Genomic DNA, 21828 nt, shown 5'->3' on the forward strand with positions numbered 1-21828 from the left:
CCCGGGGCCCGCTCAGTCCTGCGGCGTCAACCCGTCCACGAGGTCGCGGAGTTCCCGCATCAGCCAGGACGCCTCTTCGCGGCTCCGGGCGATGCACAGGGCGCCGAACTTCCCGAACTCGGTGACCGGGCTCATCAGATGCAGCACCACGCCCGTTCTGCGCGCGGGGTCGAAGCCGATCGGTGAACCGGTGACGGCCTCGATGAGCTGGGCCGGGCGCAGTCCCCGGTAGCGGCGGTCCATGATGACGTCCGACGCCTCGTAGACGTACTCGACGCCGTCCACCTCGAACCGTCCGTCCGGCGTCGGCTCCACGCCGAGCAGCCCCACCGCCATGGTGAAAGGGTGCTTGGTGGCGGTGGCGCGGAGGTTGATCTCGCAGCCCAGCAGACGCCATCCGTCCCCGGACCGGGTGGCGAGGAAGTCCACCCCGTAGTCACCGCTGCCGACGCCCCGCTCCCTCAGCACCTCGCCCACCCGCAGACCATGGCCGATGAGAAGCCTCCGGTAGCCGGAGGCCGCGGGGAAGGTGCACCCGTGATAGGTCTGTCCGTCGTCGGCGAGGACCTGGTCGTGGGTGGACACGGCCTCGACGGTGCCACGTTCGGTGATCCGCCCCTGGAAACTCGGGCTGAGCAGAGGCACTTCGGAGATCATCTCCTCGACGATCACCCCATCGTCCTTCATCAGGGTGACGTACTCCTGCCAGGTGAGCTTCGCGTCCATGAGCGCCGCCCCGGGCAACGCCCGGGCGACCCGCTCCTCGACGGTGTCGCCGCCCGGCGCGGTGATGCCGTCGTCCAGCGTGAGCAGGGCGTTGCCGAGGCCCCCGCCGAACGCCGTGCTGTCCAGCTTCAGCACCAGCTCGCGCAGGCCGGTCGCGGCGAGGCGGGCGACCGCCGAGGCGAGTGTCCCGGGATCGTGGCACACTCCACTGCCCGCCGGTACCGGAATCCCGGCGGCGGCGAAGATCTCCCGGCCGGAGTGCTTGGTCCCCAGCGGGATGTGGACCGACGAGGGCTGGGTACCGGGCAGGTCGAGGTCGCGGGCCAACTCCTCCAGTGGCTCGGACGGTTCGAAGTAGCTCAGCCGTACGTCCGCCCCGGAATTCCGATGGTGATCGGCGAACTCCCTCAAGGCGGAGCGCACTTCGGCCGCACGCGGGCTGACCGGGTCGAGCACCTTGGTGCTGAGCCAGCGGGTGGTGGCATCGTCGAGCGGCAGAACCCGTACGAGTGCGCGCAGGCGCCGTACGCTCTCCCGGTCCGTGGCGGGCGCACCGCGGAGGAGGAGCCCGAGGTAGTAGTCCACCTGTTCCTCGCCGTCGATCACACTCGGCGCCGTCACGTAGAGAAGATGGCCACCGGCACGGCAGACCGTCGTGACGATCGCGGGGCCCAGCAGCCGTTCGGGGAAGTACGTGGCGCCGGTCAGCCGCTCCAGCACCTCGGGGCCGCATTCCCGGCTCTCGATGTGGATGCGGGCCGTGGGGCGTCGATGCGTTTCAGTCACAGCGTCCTCGAAGCTACGGGTACCGGATGGGACGTGGGCCTTTCGTTCGGATCCGGCCGGGCTCCCCTGCCGGATCCGAACGGAAGGCTTCGGGCAGGAGACAACTCGGGTGACGGCCTCGCGGTCACGGTCGGTGAAGTCGGTGACGGAATAATCGTGTTCGATGATCGAATGTCCGGATGCAATTCTCGGCGGAAACGGGAAATTCCCCCGGGCCGGGTTCCGTGCCATTGAGGTGTGCCGCCACGAGCCACATCGGGCGGGACGAGGAAGTCTGCGAAACGGGCGAGAAAAGGCTCGGAGGCGGGGGCGGAGAACCGGAAACGAGAACGTGAGCGATGGTTCCGTGATTTTTCTGTCCCTTCCGTGAAACGGAGGAAACAACCACTCAACTTTGCCTCAGGGGTCCGGCGTGTACAAGACTGCTTTTCGCCGACTGTTTTCCAAGGGCTCTCGAAGGAGCACAAAGGAAACAGGGCCGGCAGACGTGCTGCCGACCCTGTCCGGATCTGTTCGAGTGCCCGGGGCCGCAGGATCTTCAGGAACCTTCAGCGTCCCGGGAGCTCAGGAGGAGCGATCGCCCCGCTGCTCAGCAGGCGCCGAGATCCACCCACACGCCCCACTGGCCCGTGGTGCCGGGCACCTCGCCCTGGGTCCACCACTGGGCCTTCCAGGTGTGGCCCTGGTACGAGACCGTCTGGCCGCCGGTGTAGACCGACGCCGCGGCCCACGGGGTGGCCGTGCACTGGTTCGTCGCACCGCCGGTGATCTTGAGCGAGTAGGTCGCGGTGTGGCTCCCGGAGGCGCCGGTGCCGGTGACGGTGATCGTGTACGTACCCGAGGCGGCGGCCGACGTCGTCGCCAGGGTGAGCGTGGAACTGCCGCCCGCCGTCACGGAGGCGGGGCTGAGCGACGCGGTGACACCCGCCGGGGCGCCGGTGACCTTGAGGGCGACCGACTGCGCCGAACCCGCGGTCACCGCCGTCTTCACCGAGCTGGTGACCGAGCCGCCCGCGGTCACCGAGCCGGAGGCCGGGGTGGCGCTCAGCGAGAAGTCGTTGGCCGGGGTCGTGGTGGTGCCGCCGGTGAAGGGCGCGAAGATGTGCGAGAAGTCCCAGGTGTTCTGCTGGATTCCGGAGCAGCCGTCCGCGGCGGCGCCGCCGGGGCAGCTTCCGTTGTCACGCTGGAGCGCCCAGAAGGACAGGAAGTTGATGCCCTTCGAGACGGCCCAGTTGTAGACCTGGGTGGCGTTGGCGAGGGTGAAGGTCTCAGCCGGGCCGAAGTCGTCGACGCCGGGCATCTCCGTGATGCCGACCATGTTCCACAGCTGGGCCGAGGTCTTGGCGGGGTAGAGGACCGCGAGCTGGTTGACGAGTCCCTGGGCCGCCGTCTGGGTGTCGTTCGCCATGTTGTGCGCGGCGTTGTCGTAGTAGTCGAACGTCATGAGATTCGCGACGTCGACGCGCGCCCCGTTCTTGACCGCGTTCTGCAGCACGGCGAGCGCGTTGGACTCCAGGCCCGAGGTGGTGGTGGGCAGGGTGTAGGAGATCTCGACCTTGCGCCCGTTGGCGGCGGCCCAGTCCTGGAGGATCTTGATGGCCTTGTTGCGGCGGTCGATGCCCGCGGTGTTGCCCAGGGAGTCGACCTCGATGTCCATGTCGAGGCGGGTCACGTCGTACGTGGTGATGACCTTCTCGTAGGCCGCCGCGATCTGGTTGACGTCGGTGCAGCTCTCTGCGATCTCGGTACCGGTGGTGTCGGCCGTGTACCCGCCGAACGACGGGATGACGTCGCCGCCGCCCGCCTGGATGGTCTTGATGTCGCTGCCGAAGGAGGACGCGGCGATGGGCATCCCGGTGTCCCCGCTCCAGTACGGCGTACACGAGCCGGGCGTGGCGGTCTGGAGGAACGCCATGGTGAGGTGCTTGGTGCCCGACTGCGCGGCCAGCGCGGCGGGGCTGTCGCCGGTCCACGTCTCGAAGAACGGGGCGAAGACGTGGGAGGGGAGAGGCGTCGCCGCCTGGGCGGGCCCCCCGATCAGCGTGAGGCCGGCGGCGGCCACCGCCGTGACCGTGGCGGTGACGACCGTGCGGAACGAGCGCGTGAGTCTCATGGATGTCCCAGCTGTGGAGGAGGGGAGGAGCCGCCGACTGCCTTCCGGTAGTGGCATGGTGCATGGAATCGGCGGTGGCAGATGCACGTCAATGGTCTGGACCAAGCCGGGAGTGGACCAATTCCCCTCGGTGTGCGCTTTTCGCTGGTGGGAGGGCGCTCAGTGGACTGGACCACTCGACCACGTTTTTACCGGCATTTGGCCAACTTGGCCTTCGGGGAGGCTGGTTCGGGGTCCAGGCGCCCGTTCCGGCCACGGCGGGCGGTGGTGCTCGGAGGGGGTGGTGGGACGGGATAGGGGCACTGCGACGGGAGACCACCCGGAATCGGCCCGACGGGCCGGCGCGCACGGCGGCCACGGTGGGGGAGTGGCCTCCGGGGTGCCCGGGGCGCATGTGCGGGTTCCCAGAACGGCTGACGGGGCAAGGCTGCGGCGGACCGTTCTTCTGGCACCTTGAGCGCCGGGCTCCGAACCGGTGACACCTCGTCCGCTCACCGGCGGGCGCGCGATCATGCCGCGTTCGCTGCGGCGCGCCGGCGTACGCCCGACCCGAGCCACAGCACGGACCGCGCAGGCAGCACCGACCTCACCCACAGGGGGTACGCCCATGCACGTCCGCACCGCAGCACCGACGAACAGACGCGTTCGAGCCGTTCTGCTCATCATGGGGATGCTGGCCGCCCTGCTGGCGGCAGCCCTTCCGACCGCCGGAACCGCGCAGGCCGCCGTCCCCGACCGCTGGGGCTTCGCCTACCTGGACAACCCCACGCCGCCCTCCGGCTACGTGCCCGACCCCACCCGTCAGTGGGGCAGCTGGACCTCTCCGTCGGCCAACCCCGTCAAGGTCGACCAGCTCGGCCTCGGCTCGTACGTGGCGCACTTCCCGCTGATCGGCGGCGCGGGCGGGATCGCCCACGCCACCGCGGTCAACAGCACCGCCCACTGGTGCCAGATCGCCGCCTGGAAGCAGGTGGGTACCGGTGAAGACGTCTTCGTGAACTGCTATCTCCCGAGCGGCGCACCCGACAATTCCACCTTCACCGTCCTGTACACCACCAGCAGCGGTGCGCCGGCCACGCCGAGCGGGTCGTACGGCTACATCTACTCCGACACCAGCGGCACGGTACTCACCCAGTACAACTCCACCTCGGCCGTGAACACGGTGAGCAAGGGCTCGACCGGCATCTGGAAGGCGTGGCTCCCCGGCCTCGGGCAGTCGGGCTACGCGGGCGACTTCCAGGTCACCGCGGTCGACCCGCAGCAGGGCGCGCACTGCAAGGTGTCCGACTGGGCGCCGGGCGCCACCGGGCAGACGGCGGTGGTCGCCTGCTACGACGCGTCGGACGCCCCGTACGACGCCAAGTGGACGCTGAGCTACTCCTACCTGCGGGCGGTCCACGGGCCGGCCTTCCCGCCGAAGTCGTTCGGCTACCTCTGGTACAACGGGTCGCTGCCCGCGCTCACCAACTACAACTCCACCGGCGCCACCAACACCCTCGGCGGCTCGGGAGCGCCCTTCGTCGTCACCCTCCCGTCGGTCGCCGTCCCCTCGGACACCGCGCACGCCACCGCCTACGGCAGCGGGCCCGGATACTGCGGCCTGTACGCCCCCTGGGCCAGGTCGAGCGGCACCGTACAGCTTCCCGTCAACTGCTTCGGCCCCGGCGGGACTCCGGTGAAGGCCCCGTTCTTCACCGCGTACACCTCGGCGTTCTGACGCCGTAGGCGGTCTCCGGCGAACGCGGGCCGGACACCACCCAGTCACCGCGTCGGTCCCGGGAGCGGTCAGGCTCCCGGGACCGACGTCGTGCTGTGCCCGTGGGCCCGTGAGCCCATCGACGACGGCAGCGGAGAACAGCCGCCCGTGGGGTGCGCGCTTTCCATCGGCCGGGTCGGACGGATGGGCCGAGCGGCCCCCGCGCCGCGTCCCCGGCGGCGATCGGCGCGCCCTTCGGCAGGTGCCGGAGGGTGCGCCGGGGGGAAATTTTCGGGAGTCCGGGATCTTCGGACGACTGGTTCCGTGGGGCGCCCGCTCGTCCAGCGGGCGGAGCGGAGAGATTGCTTCCGGCGCGGGGTGCGGTGTCGCATTCCTTCGGACAGAACCTTAGAATCACGGTCGTGAGCTGCGGACATGGTGTCCGTCGTCCTCCTGGGGAGGATCGTTCGGCAACCCATGGACGTTCAGGGGTGTGAACCCTGTTCGCGGTGCCGGACGGCCTGGCGTGGGACCTCCGGGTGGGCCGGCTTCGGCCACCGGTCGCGGTGGCGCCCATTTCCGTACGCGTCCAGAACCTTGCCAGCCTCGCGACGGCCGCCCTATCCTCACGTTCAGAAAGCGCTTTCCCTCTCCAGGGCCCCGCACCGGTGAACGTGAAGTCACCTCATCCGCAGGCGACTTCACCGGCGAGCCGCCACCGATCCGGAACGGTGCCGCATCCAGGACGTCGCCGCGCCACGGAGTGAAGGGTGTACGCCATGATCCATGCTCGTCACGCCGTCCGTCACGGTTCGGGCAGCGACGACTTCCTGTAGCGGATGGCCGGTCACGCCGTCGGAATGCCCGGCGGTGGTCCACCGGGCGGTGTTCCCGCCCCCGGTGTGACGCGACCGGCGGGAGTGGGCGGTGGTGCGGACACGGAGACCCTGTGGCCGGTGCCGCCGGCGGTGCAGGCTTGTGGGTCGCGGCAGAACGGCCGAATCGATCCGACCGGCGCGATCGAGCCCGCGCCAGGGGTGGTCGGAACGTAACCGGTGTGTGTCGGCGGGCTCGGCACGACTTCATGAATGGCATGGACATGCCATTCGCTCAACCCCGTATTCGAAGACGAACAGGGAGAGACGAGCATGAGGAAAGCAGTCGCACTGCGACTCTCCGCGGCAGTGGCCACGGCGGCCCTGGCGGCGGCGACCGGCGTCATCGTGTCGATGCCCTCGGCATCGGCCGCGACCGGCGGTGTCACCGGCTACGCGACCCAGAACGGCGGTACCACCGGCGGGGCCGGCGGGCAGGTCGTGAAAGCGACGACGGGTACCGAGATCCACCAGGCCCTGTGCGGTCGCGCCACCAGCAGCACCCCGATCACCATCCAGGTGGAGGGAACGATCAACCACGCCAACACCGCCAAGGTGTCGGGCGACAGCTGCAACACCGCGGCCGGCGTGATCGAGCTCAAGCAGATCAGCAACGTCACGCTCGTCGGCGTGGGAAGCGGCGCCGTCTTCGACCAACTGGGCATCCACATACGCCAGTCCAGCAACATCATCATCCAGAACGTCACGGTCAAGAACGTCAAGAAGTCCGGCTCGCCCACCTCCAACGGCGGCGACGCCATCGGCATGGAGAGCGACGTCCGCAACATCTGGGTCGACCACTCCACCCTGGAGGCCTCGGGCGGCGAAGCCGAAGGGTTCGACGGCCTCTTCGACATGAAGGACAACACGCAGTACGTGACGCTGTCCTACAGCATCCTGCGCAACTCCGGGCGAGGCGGCCTCATCGGGTCCAGCGAGACCGAACTCTCCAACGGCTTCATCACCTTCCACCACAACCTGTACCAGAACCTCGACTCCCGCACGCCGTTGCTGCGTGGCGGCATCGCGCACATCTACAACAACTACTACGTCGACCTCAACGAGTCGGGCATCAACTCCCGTGCCGGGGCCAAGGCGAAGGTGGACAACAACTACTTCAAGGACTCCAAGGACGTCCTGGGCACCTTCTACACCGACGCGGCCGGCTACTGGCAGGTGAGCGGCAACACCTTCGACAACGTGACCTGGTCCGCCCACGCCTCCGACAACAACCCGGCCGGCCCGAACCCCACCTCCAACACCACCGTCAGCATCCCGTACTCCTACAGCCTCGACGCGGCCAGTTGCGTGCCGAGCATCGTGACCCAGACGGCAGGCGCCAACAAGGGCCTCCAGGTCTCGGACGGCAACTGCACGCCGACCACCCCCACCGGCAACCCCACCACGCCCACGCCGAGCCCCACCACGGCCACGCCGTCGCCGACCACCGGACCGACGCAGCCCGGCGGCACCAACCTCAGCCTCTCCGGGGGTGCCGACGGCTCCAGCAAGGCGAGCGGAACCAGCTACGGCAACGTCAAGGACGGCAACCTGAGCACCTACTGGTCGCCCTCCGGCTCGACGGGCTCCGTCTCGGTCAAGTGGGACGCCGCGACCACGGTCTCCTCGGTCAACATCCGCGAGGCGTCCGGCTCCAGCATCGGATCGTGGCGGGTCCTCAACGGTGACACCGGCGCTGTCCTCACCTCGGGCAGTGGAGCGGGCACCATCTCGTTCGCCTCGACCTCGCTGCGCAAGGTCACCTTCGAGATCACCAGCTCCAGCGGCACCCCGAAGGTCGCCGAGTTCGAGACGTGCGCCTGACAGAGGGACCGGTGGGGCCGGGACCGTCGAGCGCGACGGTCCCGGCCCCACCGGCGTTCCCACGGGTGACGCCGTGAACCCGCGGGAGACCGGGGCTCAGCCCTGGGACGGGACCGGACGCGGACCGGCGGACACCCCGTCGTCCTCCGGCAGTCCGAGCTGCCGCAGCCAGTCGTCGTCGAAGACCTTGGAGAGGTAGTTGCGGCCGGAGTCCGGCAGCAGGACGACGACCAGGTCGTCCGGGCCCAGACCGGCCACCACCCGCAGCGCGCCCGCCACCGCCGTACCGGCCGAACCGCCGACCAGCAGCCCCTCCTCACGCGCCAGGCGCCGGGCGGTCAGCAGCGAGTCCCGGTCGCTGATCCGCTCGTAGCGGTCGACCACCGAGGGGTGGAAGGATTCGGGCCAGCTGTTGTCCACCGTCTCCGGATGACGGAAATAGCCGATGCTCTCCACGTGGTACGGGCCGCCGTCGCCGCCCGAGTAGACCGAGGCCTCCGGGTCGGCGCCCACGACGGTCACCCTCCCGCCACTGACCTCCTTGAGGTACTCGCCGGTCCCCGTGATGGTGCCGCCGGTACCGACCCCGGACACCAGATGGGTGATCCGGCCCTCCGTCTGCCGCCAGATCTCCGGCCCGGTCGTACGGTAATGAGCCTGCGGATTCGCCGGGTTGTCGTACTGGTTGGCCAGCCAGCCGCCCGGGGTCTCCGCGGCGATCCGGACGGCCGTGGCGTGCACGTGCTCGGGATGCTCACGCGGTACGTTGCCCGGGCAGACGACGACCTCGGCGCCGTACGCCCGCAGCACCGCGACCTTCTCCGCGCTGCTCTTGTCCGGGATCGCGAACACGCACCGGTACCCCCGCTGCGCGGCGACCATGGCCAGGCCGACCCCGGTATTGCCCGAGGTGCCCTCGACGATGGTCCCGCCGGGCGCCAACAGCCCCTGCTTCTCCGCCGCTTCGACCATGGAGAGCGCGATGCGGTCCTTCACGCTCCCGCCGGGATTGACGTACTCCAGTTTCGCGTAGACCGGTGCGAGAGCCGTGCCGGTGACGCGGTTGAGGCGTACCAGCGGAGTGTTGCCGACCGCGTCGGCCAGTGAGGCGTGGACGTCCATGTGCGGTGCTCCTTGCGTCTGCTGAAGCTGATGTCACCGGATGATCCGGGAAGGCGCGGGCGGCGGCCGGACGCCGCGCCGGGCTTCCCGCACCCGCGCCGGGCATGCGGGGCCGGTGCGGCAGGCTGCCGGCGGGCGGGCCGCGCGTCGAAGGGCCGTGACGGCGGTACGCACGCTCCGTACGGGAGCGGGGACGCGGACCGCGACGCGTGGGGCGGTGTCCGGCACGGCACCTCGCGGCGCTGTCGGACCACCCGTGCACATTCCGTGCACGGGCGGCCCTCCGCCTCGCGACGCACCGCACACTGCCCGACGATCCGCCACGAAGGGTCAGAACCGGCCTGGGCGGGACGTCAGGCGGCCGGTCCGCCGCGCTCCAGGGGAATGCGCTCGCCGGCCTCGACCGCGACCGGAAGACGGTTCTCCTTCGGGGGCAGCGGGCAGGTCGCCAGGTCGGTGTAGGCGCAGGGAAGGTTCGCGGCACGGTTGAAATCGATGCGCACGACGCCCTGTTCGTCGGGAGCCCCGATCTGGAGGGTCCGGTTCGCCGCATAGGTGGTCACACCGGAGGTGCGGTCCGTGAACAGCGCCATCAGCGACCCCGGACGCTTGCCGTTGAACGTCGTGAGCCGGTGCGTCTCGCCGGCCAGCTCGAACTCGACCTGGCCGGGGGAGTCGTAGACGTGCTCCAGACCTTCGACCGCCGCACCGACCGTCACCGGACGCGGCTCCTCGAAGGGGAGGAACCTGCCGGGGCGGACCCAGCGTGCGGCAGGGGCGTAGGCGGGAGTGCCGGTGAAGGCGGTGCGCAGGGCGTTCTCCGGGTGGCGGGGGCGCACGATGTCGTGCCCGCCGCGCTTGGCGACCTCGATCACCGCATCGCCGTACGCCGGGTACAGGCTGTCGCGTTCAGCGATGACTCCGAACGAATGACGGCCCGTCACCGTCACTCCGTCGATCGTCAGTTCCTCGCCCTCCGCCAGCTCCACCACCACGCCCTCGGCCGAGGTGGACCAGGCACCCGGGGCGTCCTCGAAGCGTTCCGGTTCGGTGCTCAGCCAGCGCAGGCTCGTGATCGCGAGGAACCCGTGCGGTCCGGCGAGCTGCTCCTCCTTCTCGCGGTGCCACAGTTCCCACTCCTTGGCGAACGTCTCCGGGTCGGTCTGCGGGTCGGTCATGTGCACTCCCTCGTGCTGTGCGGCGGGCAGGGCCCGCGGGGCGGCCGTGCGGTTCTCCAGAGCGCAACTCCTCCCGGCGTGAGCTTCATTCCCGGATTCTGCGAACGGAGTATGAACGGATTTTGCGAACCGGCGCGGCACTCCGGGGCGGCATTGTCCGAGGAGGCGCCAGGGGTTAGCCTGCGACGAGATCACCCGTGCCGCCACGTGGTGATCCTGTGCATCGGCGGCCGGACCGGACCGCCGACCGACCCGAAGAGTGCGAGGTGACCGGCGTGCGGGCGCGACCCTTCAGCGAGCACGGCAGTCATCTTCGCCACCACGGTGGGACGTTCGCGTTCCGTGTCGTCCGGCGCCACGTCGATCTGCTCAGGGTGAGCAGCGCGCTGTGTACGGACACCGCCCCGCGCCACTGAGCACGCGCACTCCGCTCCCGCCCGCGGCCGCAGTGCCACCGCGGAACGCACGACCGCTCCTCGTACGTCCGTCGGCCGTGAGGCCCCGGGCCGTGGGCTGAACACCCTCCGCGTCCGCCGGTGCTCCCGCGCGGCGCCCCCGCTCTTGTGACGAACCGTCACCCCTCCGCGTGTTCACGCGAAAGCGCGACCGCCGCGCCCGGCTGCTCCGCGCGCCCCGAACGAGAGGATCATGGTGCCCAAGAACACCGCGCGAACAGGGGTGTTCACCGCGCTGCGGGTCCGCGACTACCGCGTCTACTGGAGCACCGGCCTCATTTCCAACATCGGCTCCGCGATGCAGGGTGTGGCCCTGGACTGGTTCGTCTTCGACCTCACGCACAGCGGAACGGCGGTCGGCTGGGCGGCCGGCCTCCAGTTCGCCCCGGTCCTGCTGTTCGGCCTGTGGGGCGGAGTACTCGCCGACCGGTACGACCGTCGCACCCTCCTGCTGTGGGCGCAGTCCCTGTACGCGGTCCAGGCGGTGCTCCTCACGGTCGCCGTGCTCTCCGGCCACGCGCCCCTCTGGTCGGTCTACCTGCTGTCGTTCGGCCTCGGCTGCGTGTTCACCGTGGAGAACCCCGCACGGCTCTCCTTCGTCACGGAGCTCGTCGGCCCCTCGCTGATACCGAACGCGGCCGGGCTCAACATCCTGTCGCTCAACGCGGCCCGGCTGATCGGACCCGCGATCGCCGGAATGCTGATCGGACTCATCGGACCGGGCGGCGTGTTCGCGGTGAACGCCGTCTCCTTCGTGGCCGTGACCCTGGGGCTGCTGACGATCCGCCCCCGCACCCCCGCGTCCGCGGCCGGGCGCGCGGGTGAGCAGGAGCCCGTGAAGCGCACGCGATGGGCGGGGGCGGGGGCCGAGGGGCTGCGGTACGTCGCCGCCCGGCCCGAACTCGCCGGGGTGCTGGCCCTCTTCGGGCTGGTGGCCACCTTCGCGGTGAACTTCCCCACGACCCTGACCCTCTTCGCCGGGCGTGTCTTCGACGTCGGCTCCAGCGGCCTCGGCTTCATGTCGACCGCGCTGTCCGTGGGCACCGTCACCGGGACGCTCGCCGCGACCCGCCGCGCCTCGCCCCGGGTACGGACCGTGGTCGTCGGCGCCGTCCTGTTCGGCGTGAGCGAGGCGGTGGCTGCCCTCATGCCCTCCTACACCACCTTCCTGATCATGCTGCTGCCCACCGGATTCGCCCTGATGACCCTCAACACCGCGGTCAGCGCCTTCGTCCAGTCGGAGGTCACCGACGCCATGCGCGGCCGGGTGATGGCCATCTACACCGTCGTCTCGATGGGCGGCGCCCCGCTCGGCGGCCCCACGATCGGGTGGGTCTCCCAGCATGCGGGGGTGCGGTGGGGGCTCGCCTCCGGAGCCACGGTCGCCGTGCTCTCCGCTCTCGCAGTGGCCCTCCTGCTCTCCCGGCGCCGGGGCACCACAGCCCCCGGCCCGGCCTCCCGGGCGTGGGTCGCGGCCGGTCCGGCCGTCGCTGTCCTCCGCGCCCGTACGCGTACCGCCTCCCGGCCCCGGGACCCGGCGCCGTCCCTCTCCTCGGCGCACGCCGACCCGTGCGTCCCCCGAACCCCTTCGACCGGAGGCAATCCTCATGACTGATCACGACACCGGGCCCCTCGGCCTGCACCTCGCCCTGGAAGCGGACGGCGACGGCGCCCACCCCGCGTCCTGGCGGCACTCGGGACGTCCGCCGGGCGCGGCCCTCGGCCCGCGGGCCCTGCGGGACGTGGTGACCGCGGCCGAGAACGCGGGCTTCGCCCTCGTCACCTTCGCGGACTCGCCGCTGCCGCCCGGCGCGCCGGGCGGCCCGGCCGGCCGGGTGGAGGCCGGGACCCGGGCCGCGTACGTCTCGCCGCTGACCGACCGGATCGGCCTCGCGCCCACCCTGCACATCACCACCACGGAACCGTTCCACCTCGCCACCCAGCTCGCGAGCCTGGACCATGCCTCGCACGGCCGGGGCGCCTGGGTCGTCGGCGCGGCGAACGGCGCGGACGACGCCGCCACCGTCGGCGAGCCGGTCCGTTCCCCCGCCGAGCTGGCCCGCGAGACCGCCGACGTCATCGACACCGCCCGGTCGCTGTGGGACTCCTGGGAGGACGACGCGGTCATCAAGGACCTGGTCACCGGGCGCTTCCTCGACGCGGACCGGGTGCACCACATCGACTTCGAGGGCCCCTCCTTCTCGGTCAAGGGCCCCCTGATCACCCCGCGCCCTCCGCAGGGCGGACTCGTCGTCCTGGTACCGGACGGGCTGGACGCGGACGCCCGCGCCGACGTCGTACTCGTCGGCCGGTCCGACCTCCCCGCGATCCGGGAACGCTCCGCCACGGCCAAGGAGGCCGGGGCGCCGCTGGTGTTCGCCGAGGTGGAGGTCGTCCTCGACGCGGACGCCCCGGCGGCCGACCGGCTCGCCGCCCTGGACGAGTCCGCCCCGTGGCCGGAGACCGGGCGGCTGCGCCACGTCGGCTCGCCCGAGGCCCTGGCCCGTCTGCTGCGCGAACTGGCCGGTCTTGTCGACGGGGTCAGACTGCACCCGGCCGTGCTCGCCGTCGACCTGCCGGTCCTGACCGAGCGGGTGCTGCCGGCCCTGACGGGCACCGGAGAGCGGCCCGTACCGCGCGCCGGCGACACACTGCGCGACACGCTCGGCCTTCCCCGCCCCGCCAACCGGTTCGCCGCCGCCCCGGCGGCCACGAACACCTGAGGTGACCGACATGACCGCACGAAACCCCCGCCCCCAGCTCCACCTCGGCGTGTTCTACACCGGAGTCGGACCCCAGCTGATCTGGTCCGACCCCGACGCCCCCTCGCACACCGAGATCGGGACCTTCGTCGAGATCGCGCAGATCCTCGAACGCGGCCTGTTCGACGCGTTCTTCCTGGGGGAGGGGCTGCGCGTACGGGAGAACAGGGGCCGCGTCTTCGACCTGGACGTGGCCGGCCGGCCCGACGCGATCACCCAGCTCTCCGCGCTCGCCGCCGTCACGACCCGCATCGGACTGGTGGCCACCCAGAACACCACGTACAACTACCCGGCCGATCTGGCCCGCCGCCTGGCCGGCCTCGACCTGCTCTCCGAGGGCCGCGCCGGATGGAACATCGTCACCACCGACAACGCCTGGACCGGAGCCAACTTCCGGCACGGCGGCTGGCTGGAGCACGAACGCCGCTACGAGCGCGCCGGGCAGTTCGTCGAGGCGGCCAAGGAGCTCTGGGCCTCCTGGGCGCCGGACGCGATCGCGCGGGACGGGAGCGCCGGGCACTGGGCCGAACCCGGCGCCATCGGCCCGGTCGAACGCGACACCGACCTCGTGAGGTTCCGGGCCACCGCCACCGTTCCGGGCAGCCGCCAGGGCCGGCCGGTCCTCTTCCAGGCCGGGGACTCACCCGGCGGCCGTGAACTCGCCGCCCGCCACGCCGACGTGGTGTTCTCCGCCAACGCCGAGTTCGGCAAGGCCACCGCCTACGCCGCCGACCTCCGCGACCGGCTGGCCCGCCACGGCCGTACCCCCGATTCGCTGCGCATCCTGCCGGGCGCGAACGTCGTCATCGGCGACACCCCGGCCGACGCGGAGGAGAAGGCCCGCTGGGTGCGCGGCGAACAGATCAACGGCCCCCGCTCGATCGCCTTCCTGGAGCAGTACTGGGGCACCGACCTGTCCGGCTACGACCCCGACGGCCCGCTGCCCGACATCGAACCGAGCGACCAGGAACTCGACCCCTCCCGGGGAACCCTCGCCGTCGAGCAGCGCAGCGGCAAGCTTGCCACCATCCGGAAGTGGCGCGAGACGGCCGCCGAACGCGGTCTTTCCATAAGAGAGTTGGTGACCGAGGTGTCACCGGGGCACCCGTCCTTCGTCGGCACGCCCGCGTCGATCGCCGAGGAGTGGAGCCGGTACGTGCGCGAGGGGGTGGCGGACGGCTTCAACCTCCTGCCGCACCTGCTTCCGGCCTCCGTCACGGACATCGTCGACAAGCTCGTGCCGGAACTCCAGGAACGTGGCGTCTACCGCACCGAGTACCGGGGCACCACCCTGCGCGAGCACCTGGACCTGCCGCCGTTCCCCGCGACCGGCGGGTGACCGGTGCGGTCCCGCCCGTCCCGCATAACACGGACGGGCGGGACCGCACCCGAAGCCGCCGGCCGGGACGGGGCGGGACCGAGCTGTCAGCGGTCCGGAGTCACCTTTTCAGTGCGGCAGTTCGGCCCTGCGCAGCGACCGGGAGCACAGCCCGGTGAGGGATCCGGCCGCCACCATCGCGGCGCCGGCGACGAAGACCGGTCGCGTTCCCCAGGTGGCGGCGGCCAAGCCGCCGAGGGGGTATGTCAGCGGAGCGAGTCCGAGCGAGAACAGCCCGGAGACAGCGGTGACCCGGCCCAGGTACGCGGGAGCGGCGGTCGTCTGCAGGAGGGACGCCGCCAGCGCCTCGCTCAGCCCGGCGGTCAGCCCGACGGCAGCGCCGACCGCGACGGTGGCGGGCAGCGAGGGTGCGAAGGTGAGCGCGCCTGTCGCCGCCGCGCCGAGGGTCATGCGGATCTGTTGCACCAGCCCGGCGCGCGGGAGGCGGCCCCGCACGGCCAGCGGGAGAGAGGACCCGGCCGCGCCGGCTCCGAAGCCCCCGACGATCCAGCCGAGTCCGGCGGCGCCCCAGCCGCGTTCGTCGGCCGGCAGGGTCACGCCGATGTTCAACGGACCGGCGAAGCCGAGTTCTCCGATCGCGAGCACGATGATCAGCGCGGCCGGCACCCGGTCGTGGCGTATGTGCCGCAGGCCGTCGGTGACTTCCCGCCGTGCGGTGGCGCCGGCACCGCCGTCGGCGGCCGCCCGTTCGTCGTCCGGGAGAGCGCGATCCGCAGGGCGGTCAGAAGCGGCAGCGACATCGCGAACAGCGTCCCGGCGACGGCGAACGCGAACGCCGGGCCCCCCAGCGCCATGGCCAGGCCGCCGAGCGGTGGACCGCCGATGGTGGCCGCCCGAGGAGAGCGCGGCCGGCAGCACACCGACCGCGAAGACCGCGAGGCCGGCGACCAGCACACGGCGATTGCCGAACATGTCGCCCACCCGGCCCAGCAGCGCGGTGGCGACGGAGGCGGTGAGCAGGAACAAGCTGAGCACCCAGGACACGGACGTCGTGCAGGCCCCGAACTCCCTCTGCGGTTGGGGGAGTACCGGGACGGCCATCGTCCGCATCAGCGAGAAGGAGAGCACGGCGAGGAGCAGCGCCGCGAAGGGCGCCGCAGTGCCACGGGCCGGGGCGGAGGCGGGACCATCGGACGCCGGAGCGGGGATGTCACTCATCGGACCTCCCCCGGACGGACCGGACGGACCGGACGGACAGGGCGGACGGAGAGCTCGGGGAACGGGGCGGCGCTGCGCCGGTGAGGCGAGCTATATCACCGAGGAATCATTACATGGCGCTATTCTTACGTCCAGCAACTGCCGCTGTATCGTGCACACATGAGCGAAATCCCCGCGTGCGGGACCGGTGGAGACTCCCGGGAGAAGAGCGCGGCATCCCTGTCCCGGCCGCCCGGCCTCCTCGCGCTGCCCTCCTATCTCGTCAGCCACGTGGCACGCCTCGGGCACGAGGCGCTGGTGGAGGCGGTGGGCCAACACGGCCTGCGGATACCGCACTTCGCCACCCTCACGGCACTCGCCGACTTCGGCCCGCTGCCCCAGCACGTGCTGGCGGAACGGCTCGGTTTCCAGCGCAGCCACCTGGGGGGCTACCTCGACGCCGTCGAGGAGCGCGGGCTGGTGCGCCGCGAGCGGGACCGGGTCGACCGCCGCCGCCAACTCGTCGCGCTGACCGAGGAAGGCGCGGCCCTCCAGCGACGGGTGCGACTCGCCGCCGACGCCTCCCAGGACGTCTTCCTCGCCGGCCTCACCCCCGACGAACGGGACACCCTCACCATGCTGCTCCGGCGCGTGCTGGACGCCTCGGAGCAGAGCTCGTGAGAGGCGGTACGGCGCTGGGCGCCGACAGCACGGGCTCCGCGGGCGGGACCGGTCCGCACCGCCCCGGCGGACGTGTCCGGCGGCGCGCGGGCCGCGGCCGGCTCTGGGTGCTCGCGGCCTGCGGGCTCGTGCTCGCCGTACCCGCCGCGTTGCTCGCCGTACGGCTGACGGGCCGGGACGCAAGTACGTACCTCGCCGTCCCGATGGTGTTGTTCCCCCACACGGCCTTCCTGGCGCTGCTGGTACTGGTCCTCACGACCACCGTTCGCGCGTTGCGGTCCTGGGCCGTGGCGGCCGTGGCGCTGCTCCTGATCGTCGCCCAAGTCTGGCTGGTGACGCCGAGGTTCGTCTCCGACTCCGCCGCCGTCCCGCCGTCGGCCGCCCGCCTGCGGGTGGCGACCCTCAACACCGACGAGGGGGCGGCGGACCCGGCGGCGGTGGTGGAGATGGTCCGCGCCGAGCGGATCGACGTACTCGCCGTGGAGCAGACACCGGCGCGGGGGCTCGACGCGCTCGACCGGGCGGGCCTCGGTGCCCTGCTGCCGTACCACGCGCTGCACCCCGAGTACGACTCCTCGATCTACTCCCGCACCCCGCTGACCGGCGCGGACACCACGGACATCGACACCGTGTGGCCCCAGACCACCGCCGGAATCACGGTCGGCGGACGCACCGTGCGGCTCGTCGCCGTCCACACCTACTACCCGCTCGGGAACCCGGGGCGGTGGAGCAGGGACATGTACTCCCTCGCCGTTCTGGCACAGGACGACGGACCCGACGCCGTGTTCCTCGGTGACTTCAACGCCACCCTCGACCACGCCCCGATGCGCTCCCTGCTGGCCGCCGGACTCACCGACACCCACGCCGAACTCGGCGAGGGCTGGGCGCCGACCTGGCCCGTCGGTGCGGGGATCGCGCCTCCCCTCGTCCAGCTGGACCACGTGCTGCACGGCTCCGGGCTCGTGGGGGTCTCCGTCCGCGAACACACCGTGCCGGGGACGGACCACCGGGCCGTCGTCGCGGAACTCGCGGTCCTCCCGGAGCGGGCGGCCGTCCTGCTGACGGGCTGACCCGCCGGCCCGCCCGCCCCGGAGCCGTGACGGCGGGTCGGGGCGGATCCGGGGCGGGTCACCGGGGCGCCAGGACCCGCACCTGCGAGCCGGAGAGCTTGGTCCACCAGTGGCGGTAGCGGCTGTAGGCCAGAGGGTCGCGGTCCGCCAGCAGGGTGCTCAGGGAGCGGGACTCCTCGGCGAGCCCCTCCCAGGCGGCCGGACCCAGATCGCGGAAAGCCGTCACCTCGACGCCGCCTTCGACCGGACGCCACACACCCGCGACGTAACCGTCGACCAGCACCGTCGGCAGCACGTCACCGTTGATACGGATCACCTCGCGCCGGTACTCCTCGGGGATCACCCGGCTGCGGTCGGCATACGCCAGCAGAACGCTGTCCCACATCGCCATCAGCCGCGGCGGGGACGGGACGTCGGCTTCGGGACGGTCGGCCCCGACGACGTCGAACACGACCGTCCCGTCCGGCCCCTCCAGTTGCTCGACGGCACCGTCGAGAGCCCGCAGTGCCTCGCGCACCGGTCCGCGCCGCACCATGGCGAACTGCGCCACGTCCGCCACCGAAGCGGGCCCGAACGCCTTCAGGTAGCGCAGCACGAGGTGGCGCATCGCCTCCGGCACGTGCTCCCGCCCCGTGGCCGCCGGTCGGGACGGCGCCGCCACGTACGACGTTCTGGCGCCGAACGACCACGGCCCACCCGCCGGGGCGTGCAGCAGGGGAGCGTATCCTCGCAGCCCCCACAGCGCCCCGGCCTTCCTGTCCGCGCCCACCCGCGCTTCGATCCATGCGTCCAGCTCCTTGACCGTGCGGGCCTGCTCGGCGAACTCCAGCAGTTGCGGCACGAGTCGGAAGGCGTCGTCCGGGGTGAGGCCCGCCGCCGCGAACCGGAACCCCAGCCGCGAGGCGTACAGCGTCTGCTGCATCGCCTCGCGCAGCACCCGGTAGTCCTCGGCGTGCACCGCGTGGAGCGTGATCCGCATCAGCGACGCCTTGACCACCACGCCCCCGGTGAACGCGGCGTCCAGCTCCGCCGGATCGAAGTCCGCGAGCCGGTTCCACAGGGCGACGTACGGTGAGGCGGGCTGCTGCGCCTGCAGGGCGAGCACCCGGCGCACCCCCTCGGCGGCTTCCAGCGGCTCCCGCCGCAGCAGCAGTTGGCGGTCGAGGGTCGCCCTGTTCAGTTCGCGTGCGGTGATCTTCATGGCGGGAATTGTGCCGGGTTGCATCCTCCGGTGCGGGTCACACGGGGCAGGTCGACGGTTCGAGGGGACCGTCGGAGCCCCGGATCGTCACCCGGGCGCCGCCCTGTGTGCCGTCGGAGGCCGCCTCGCTCAGGTGCGCCGCCGTGCAGACGAGCTGAAGACGGGCGAGGGTGGAGATCTTGGTGACGGAGAAGCCGAGTTGTATCAGGACCTTCGATCCATCGACGTTGACCCCCAAAGGCTCAGCCCCGTCAGGGAGTTCGGACCACATTCCCGCAGCCTCCTCCGTGTCGGACGGTCCGCCGAAGAGCATTCCCAGTGCCTTGTCCGGGCCGGGGCCGCTCACCTGTCCGCCCACGACGGCCACCCGCCGCGTCACCGGCAACACCGTGGGCGGGGAGGCCGGGCCGATGAAGTACAGCACGGTCACCGGGGAACCGGCCGGGGCGAGCTGGACGGTCGCCGGATCGCCGACCTCGACCACGTCGGTGGGGCGGATGCCGCATCCGGTGGCCAGGGCGGCGAGGGCCGCGGATACGGCCAAGGTCCTCAGCGGACCCCTCATTGCGCCTCCCTCGGTAGCTCGACGGTGAACACGGCACCCCCGTCCGGCCCGTTGGCTCCTTTGACGGTGCCGCCGTGCAGCCGTACGTTCTCCCGCGTGATCGCCAGGCCCAGCCCGCTGCCCTTCGACCGGGTCCGAGCCGCGTCGGCCTTGTAGAACCGGTCGAAGATATAGGGAAGGACCTCGGGCGCGATGCCCGCACCGGCGTCCGCCACCTCCAGCACCAGCAGCGGCGTCCCGTCCCGCTCTTCCGGACGCAATCGCACGGTGACCGGTTCCCCGCCGTGCCGAAGGGCGTTGCCCACCAAGTTGGCGACGATCACGTCGAAGCGGCGAGGGTCCAGCACGGCCCTCACCCCGTCCGGGAGTTCGGTGTCGACGCGGTCCTCCCAACGTCTTGCCTGCACGGTTTTGCGGACGGCCTCGGCGACGTCCAGCTCGTCGGTGTGCAGGTCCGCCGCCCTTGCGTCGAAGCGCGAGATCTCCATCAAGTCGTCGACCAGGGTTGCGAGTTTGACGGTCTCCGCGCTGATCAGCCGGACCGCCGCCGCAGTGTCCGCGTTCAGCTGCGTGGCCTCCTCGTCCAGAATCTCGGTGACGGCCAGCATCCCCGCGAGCGGGGTGCGCAGCTCGTGGGAGACGTCGGACGCGAAGCGCCGGGCCCGCTCCTCGGCCTGTCGGAGCTCGGTGACCGAGCTCTGGAGCTGAGTGGCGGACTCGTTGAACGTCCTGGCCAGTTGCGCGAGTTCGTCGGAGCCGCGCACGGCGATACGGGTGCCGAGCTCGCCCCGCCCCATGCCCGCGGCCGCCCGGCGCAGATCACGTACGGGGCGTACCACGCTGCGGGCCGCCAGCAGCGCCGGGACCACCGCGACCAGGAGGGCGGGCAGGGCGCCGTTGCGGGCGGCCGTGACCATGGCCGAGATGTTGGCCTCCTCCGGCGCCAGCGGCATCACCGCGTACATCACGAGCCCGGTGCGGTGGCGACCGTCACCCTTGTCGAACATGACGGGCATGCCGATGGTCAGCCACGCGCGGTCGTCGCGGACGACCCGCTGGAACGAGGCGTGCGCGTTCTCCCGGGCGGCCTTGCGCAGCCCGTCGGTGAGGATCTGTGAGGTGGGCCGGTCGGAGGAGGAGACCCGCAGGTCCGCGTACTCGGCGAAGACGATCCAGGTGTGGGGCTTGCCCTCACGGGCGAGGGTCTCGCAGAGTGAGCGCAGCCGCTGGGCGCTCAGCGGGAGGGCCGGATCGAGCGCCGCCACCCGGTCGCGGAACTGCCCGACCGCCGTGTCCTGGGCCTGCTCCAGCACCGCCGAGCGCGCCTCCCGGTAGGTGAGGGCCGCGGTCGTGGCCGCGCTGATCGCAGCCACCAGCAGGAACGCGGCGACCAGGCGGGTGCGCAGGCCGAGATGGGGGCTCAGCAGTCTCACGAGAGCGGCCCGAAGCGGTAGCCGAAGCCGCGCACGGTCTGGATGTACCGGGGGCTGCGGGCCGTGTCCCCGATCTTCTGGCGCAACCTGCGCACGCAGGCGTCGACCAGCCGCGCGTCACCGTAGAAGCTGTGTTCCCAGACGTATTCGAGGAGCTGCTGCCTGCTGAACACCTGCTCGGGCGAGGCCGAGAGATGGAGCAGCAGCTTGAGTTCCGAGGGGGCGAGCAGCACCCGTTCGCCCGCCCTGGTGATGGTGAGACCGGCCCGGTCCACGGCCAGATCGCCGTGGAACTCGGTGCCGCCGGGGCCCGCCGGTGCGCCGAGCCGGCGCAGGACGGCCCGGATGCGCGCCTCGATGACCTCGGTCCGGGCGGGTTTGACTATGTAGTCGTCCGCTCCCGCCTCCAGTCCGACGACGACGTCGAAATCGTCACCGCGCGCCGTGAGCATGATGATCGGCAACTGGCTCGATTCGCGGATGCGCCGGCAGACCTGCACTCCGTTGATCCCGGGGAGCATCAGGTCGAGGAGCACCAGATCGGGACGGAAGGAGGCTAGCGCCTCCAGCCCGGCCTCCCCGGTCCCGGCGGCCAGGAGTTCGTGTCCCCGGCGGCGGAGCCCCAGTTCGACCCCTTCGCGTACGGAGGGGTCGTCTTCGATCAAGAGCACACGTGGCATGGTGCGAGTATCCCAACGATCATGGCCGAGGCCGGCCCGAGGCGTGTCGCGGACGCGTGCTGAGGGCCGAAGTGCTGTGGGTGTACGAGGTTTCCGCAGGGAGGACGTCCGCCCCCGCCTCCTGC

At 71.5% G+C, this 21828-nt stretch carries 17 protein-coding genes; 8 read left to right on the plus strand and 9 right to left on the minus strand.

From position 1 onward, the window contains the following. Window positions 1-12: 12 nt before the first annotated feature. Window positions 13-1512: a peptide ligase PGM1-related protein gene (locus ACWCSV_RS10610; RefSeq protein WP_451140580.1), complete on the minus strand. Its 1500-nt coding sequence runs from the start codon at window positions 1510-1512 to the stop codon at window positions 13-15. A gap of 589 nt (window positions 1513-2101) precedes the next feature. Continuing rightward, window positions 2102-3625, minus strand: a complete 1524-nt coding sequence (locus ACWCSV_RS10615; protein ID WP_451140582.1) for a glycosyl hydrolase family 18 protein — start codon at window positions 3623-3625, stop codon at window positions 2102-2104. 607 nt (window positions 3626-4232) lie between these two features. On the opposite strand from ACWCSV_RS10615, the gene ACWCSV_RS10620 reads away from it, so the two are divergent. Continuing rightward, complete coding sequence (locus ACWCSV_RS10620; RefSeq protein ID WP_451140584.1) at window positions 4233-5342, plus strand: hypothetical protein; 1110 nt, start codon at window positions 4233-4235, stop codon at window positions 5340-5342. 1127 nt (window positions 5343-6469) lie between these two features. Further along, window positions 6470-8020, plus strand: a complete 1551-nt coding sequence (locus ACWCSV_RS10625) for a pectate lyase family protein (protein WP_451140586.1) — start codon at window positions 6470-6472, stop codon at window positions 8018-8020. 96 nt (window positions 8021-8116) lie between these two features. On the opposite strand, the gene ACWCSV_RS10630 is transcribed toward ACWCSV_RS10625, so the two are convergent. Both ACWCSV_RS10630 and ACWCSV_RS10635 read right to left on the minus strand, forming a co-directional pair. Next, a complete protein-coding gene (locus tag ACWCSV_RS10630) occupies window positions 8117-9142 on the minus strand; it encodes a PLP-dependent cysteine synthase family protein (RefSeq protein ID WP_451140588.1) in 1026 nt (341 codons plus the stop codon). 353 nt (window positions 9143-9495) lie between these two features. After that, entirely contained in the window at window positions 9496-10320 is an 825-nt protein-coding gene (locus ACWCSV_RS10635; RefSeq protein ID WP_451140590.1) for a DUF1684 domain-containing protein, read from the minus strand. Window positions 10321-10595: 275 nt separating this feature from the next. Here ACWCSV_RS10635 and ACWCSV_RS10640 point away from each other — a divergent pair, with 275 nt between their 5' ends. The 4 genes from ACWCSV_RS10640 (at window position 10596) to ACWCSV_RS10655 (ending at window position 14876) form a co-directional block, all read left to right on the plus strand. Continuing rightward, the gene (locus tag ACWCSV_RS10640; protein WP_451140592.1) at window positions 10596-10736 is read left to right on the plus strand and encodes a putative leader peptide; all 141 of its coding nucleotides are present in this window, start codon (window positions 10596-10598) and stop codon (window positions 10734-10736) included. A 232-nt stretch (window positions 10737-10968) separates the two neighbouring features. Continuing rightward, on the plus strand, window positions 10969-12390 hold the full coding sequence (locus ACWCSV_RS10645; protein ID WP_451140594.1) for an MFS transporter: 1422 nt from the start codon (window positions 10969-10971) through the stop codon (window positions 12388-12390). Next, window positions 12383-13498: an LLM class flavin-dependent oxidoreductase gene (locus ACWCSV_RS10650; RefSeq protein WP_451140596.1), complete on the plus strand. Its 1116-nt coding sequence runs from the start codon at window positions 12383-12385 to the stop codon at window positions 13496-13498. The genes ACWCSV_RS10645 and ACWCSV_RS10650 overlap by 8 nt, the downstream gene beginning before the upstream one ends. A gap of 10 nt (window positions 13499-13508) precedes the next feature. Continuing rightward, window positions 13509-14876, plus strand: coding sequence for an NtaA/DmoA family FMN-dependent monooxygenase (locus tag ACWCSV_RS10655; RefSeq protein ID WP_451140598.1), 1368 nt, complete (start codon window positions 13509-13511; stop codon window positions 14874-14876). Between the two features lie 108 nt (window positions 14877-14984). On the opposite strand, the gene ACWCSV_RS10660 is transcribed toward ACWCSV_RS10655, so the two are convergent. Continuing rightward, window positions 14985-16094 carry an MFS transporter gene (locus ACWCSV_RS10660; RefSeq protein WP_451140600.1) on the minus strand — a complete coding sequence of 370 codons (1110 nt, stop codon included), beginning with the start codon at window positions 16092-16094 and terminating at the stop codon, window positions 14985-14987. A gap of 159 nt (window positions 16095-16253) precedes the next feature. Here ACWCSV_RS10660 and ACWCSV_RS10665 point away from each other — a divergent pair, with 159 nt between their 5' ends. Then, a complete protein-coding gene (locus tag ACWCSV_RS10665) occupies window positions 16254-16754 on the plus strand; it encodes a MarR family winged helix-turn-helix transcriptional regulator (protein ID WP_451140602.1) in 501 nt (166 codons plus the stop codon). Next, window positions 16751-17824, plus strand: a complete 1074-nt coding sequence (locus tag ACWCSV_RS10670) for an endonuclease/exonuclease/phosphatase family protein (protein WP_451140604.1) — start codon at window positions 16751-16753, stop codon at window positions 17822-17824. The genes ACWCSV_RS10665 and ACWCSV_RS10670 overlap by 4 nt, the downstream gene beginning before the upstream one ends. A 58-nt stretch (window positions 17825-17882) precedes the next feature. Here ACWCSV_RS10670 and ACWCSV_RS10675 read toward each other — a convergent pair whose 3' ends face one another. Genes ACWCSV_RS10675 through ACWCSV_RS10690 form a run of 4 tightly spaced genes read right to left on the minus strand, consistent with a single transcriptional unit; the run spans window position 17883 to window position 21703 of the window. Continuing rightward, the gene (locus ACWCSV_RS10675; protein WP_451140606.1) at window positions 17883-19025 is read right to left on the minus strand and encodes a winged helix DNA-binding domain-containing protein; all 1143 of its coding nucleotides are present in this window, start codon (window positions 19023-19025) and stop codon (window positions 17883-17885) included. A 37-nt stretch (window positions 19026-19062) separates the two neighbouring features. Beyond that, window positions 19063-19569: a hypothetical protein gene (locus ACWCSV_RS10680; RefSeq protein WP_451140608.1), complete on the minus strand. Its 507-nt coding sequence runs from the start codon at window positions 19567-19569 to the stop codon at window positions 19063-19065. Between the two features lie 17 nt (window positions 19570-19586). Beyond that, on the minus strand, window positions 19587-21023 hold the full coding sequence (locus ACWCSV_RS10685) for an ATP-binding protein (protein ID WP_451140610.1): 1437 nt from the start codon (window positions 21021-21023) through the stop codon (window positions 19587-19589). Further along, complete coding sequence (locus ACWCSV_RS10690; RefSeq protein WP_451140612.1) at window positions 21020-21703, minus strand: response regulator; 684 nt, start codon at window positions 21701-21703, stop codon at window positions 21020-21022. Before ACWCSV_RS10690 ends, ACWCSV_RS10685 begins: the two co-directional genes overlap by 4 nt. Window positions 21704-21828: the final 125 nt, after the last annotated feature.

The sequence above is a fragment of the Streptomyces sp. NPDC001770 genome, assembly GCF_053596135.1.

Excerpts from the sequence above, each read along its gene's own strand:
- ACWCSV_RS10655 (WP_451140598.1), top strand. The coding sequence starts at position 13,509 with ATGACCGCACGAAACCCCCGCCCCCAGCTCCACCTCGGCGTGTTCTAC.
- ACWCSV_RS10650 (WP_451140596.1), top strand. The coding sequence starts at position 12,383 with ATGACTGATCACGACACCGGGCCCCTCGGCCTGCACCTCGCCCTGGAA.
- ACWCSV_RS10645 (WP_451140594.1), top strand. The coding sequence starts at position 10,969 with ATGGTGCCCAAGAACACCGCGCGAACAGGGGTGTTCACCGCGCTGCGG.
- ACWCSV_RS10625 (WP_451140586.1), top strand. The coding sequence starts at position 6,470 with ATGAGGAAAGCAGTCGCACTGCGACTCTCCGCGGCAGTGGCCACGGCG.
- ACWCSV_RS10620 (WP_451140584.1), top strand. The coding sequence starts at position 4,233 with ATGCACGTCCGCACCGCAGCACCGACGAACAGACGCGTTCGAGCCGTT.
- ACWCSV_RS10675 (WP_451140606.1), bottom strand. The coding sequence starts at position 19,025 with ATGAAGATCACCGCACGCGAACTGAACAGGGCGACCCTCGACCGCCAA.
- ACWCSV_RS10665 (WP_451140602.1), top strand. The coding sequence starts at position 16,254 with ATGAGCGAAATCCCCGCGTGCGGGACCGGTGGAGACTCCCGGGAGAAG.
- ACWCSV_RS10615 (WP_451140582.1), bottom strand. The coding sequence starts at position 3,625 with ATGAGACTCACGCGCTCGTTCCGCACGGTCGTCACCGCCACGGTCACG.
- ACWCSV_RS10660 (WP_451140600.1), bottom strand. The coding sequence starts at position 16,094 with ATGAGTGACATCCCCGCTCCGGCGTCCGATGGTCCCGCCTCCGCCCCG.
- ACWCSV_RS10630 (WP_451140588.1), bottom strand. The coding sequence starts at position 9,142 with ATGGACGTCCACGCCTCACTGGCCGACGCGGTCGGCAACACTCCGCTG.
- ACWCSV_RS10690 (WP_451140612.1), bottom strand. The coding sequence starts at position 21,703 with ATGCCACGTGTGCTCTTGATCGAAGACGACCCCTCCGTACGCGAAGGG.
- ACWCSV_RS10635 (WP_451140590.1), bottom strand. The coding sequence starts at position 10,320 with ATGACCGACCCGCAGACCGACCCGGAGACGTTCGCCAAGGAGTGGGAA.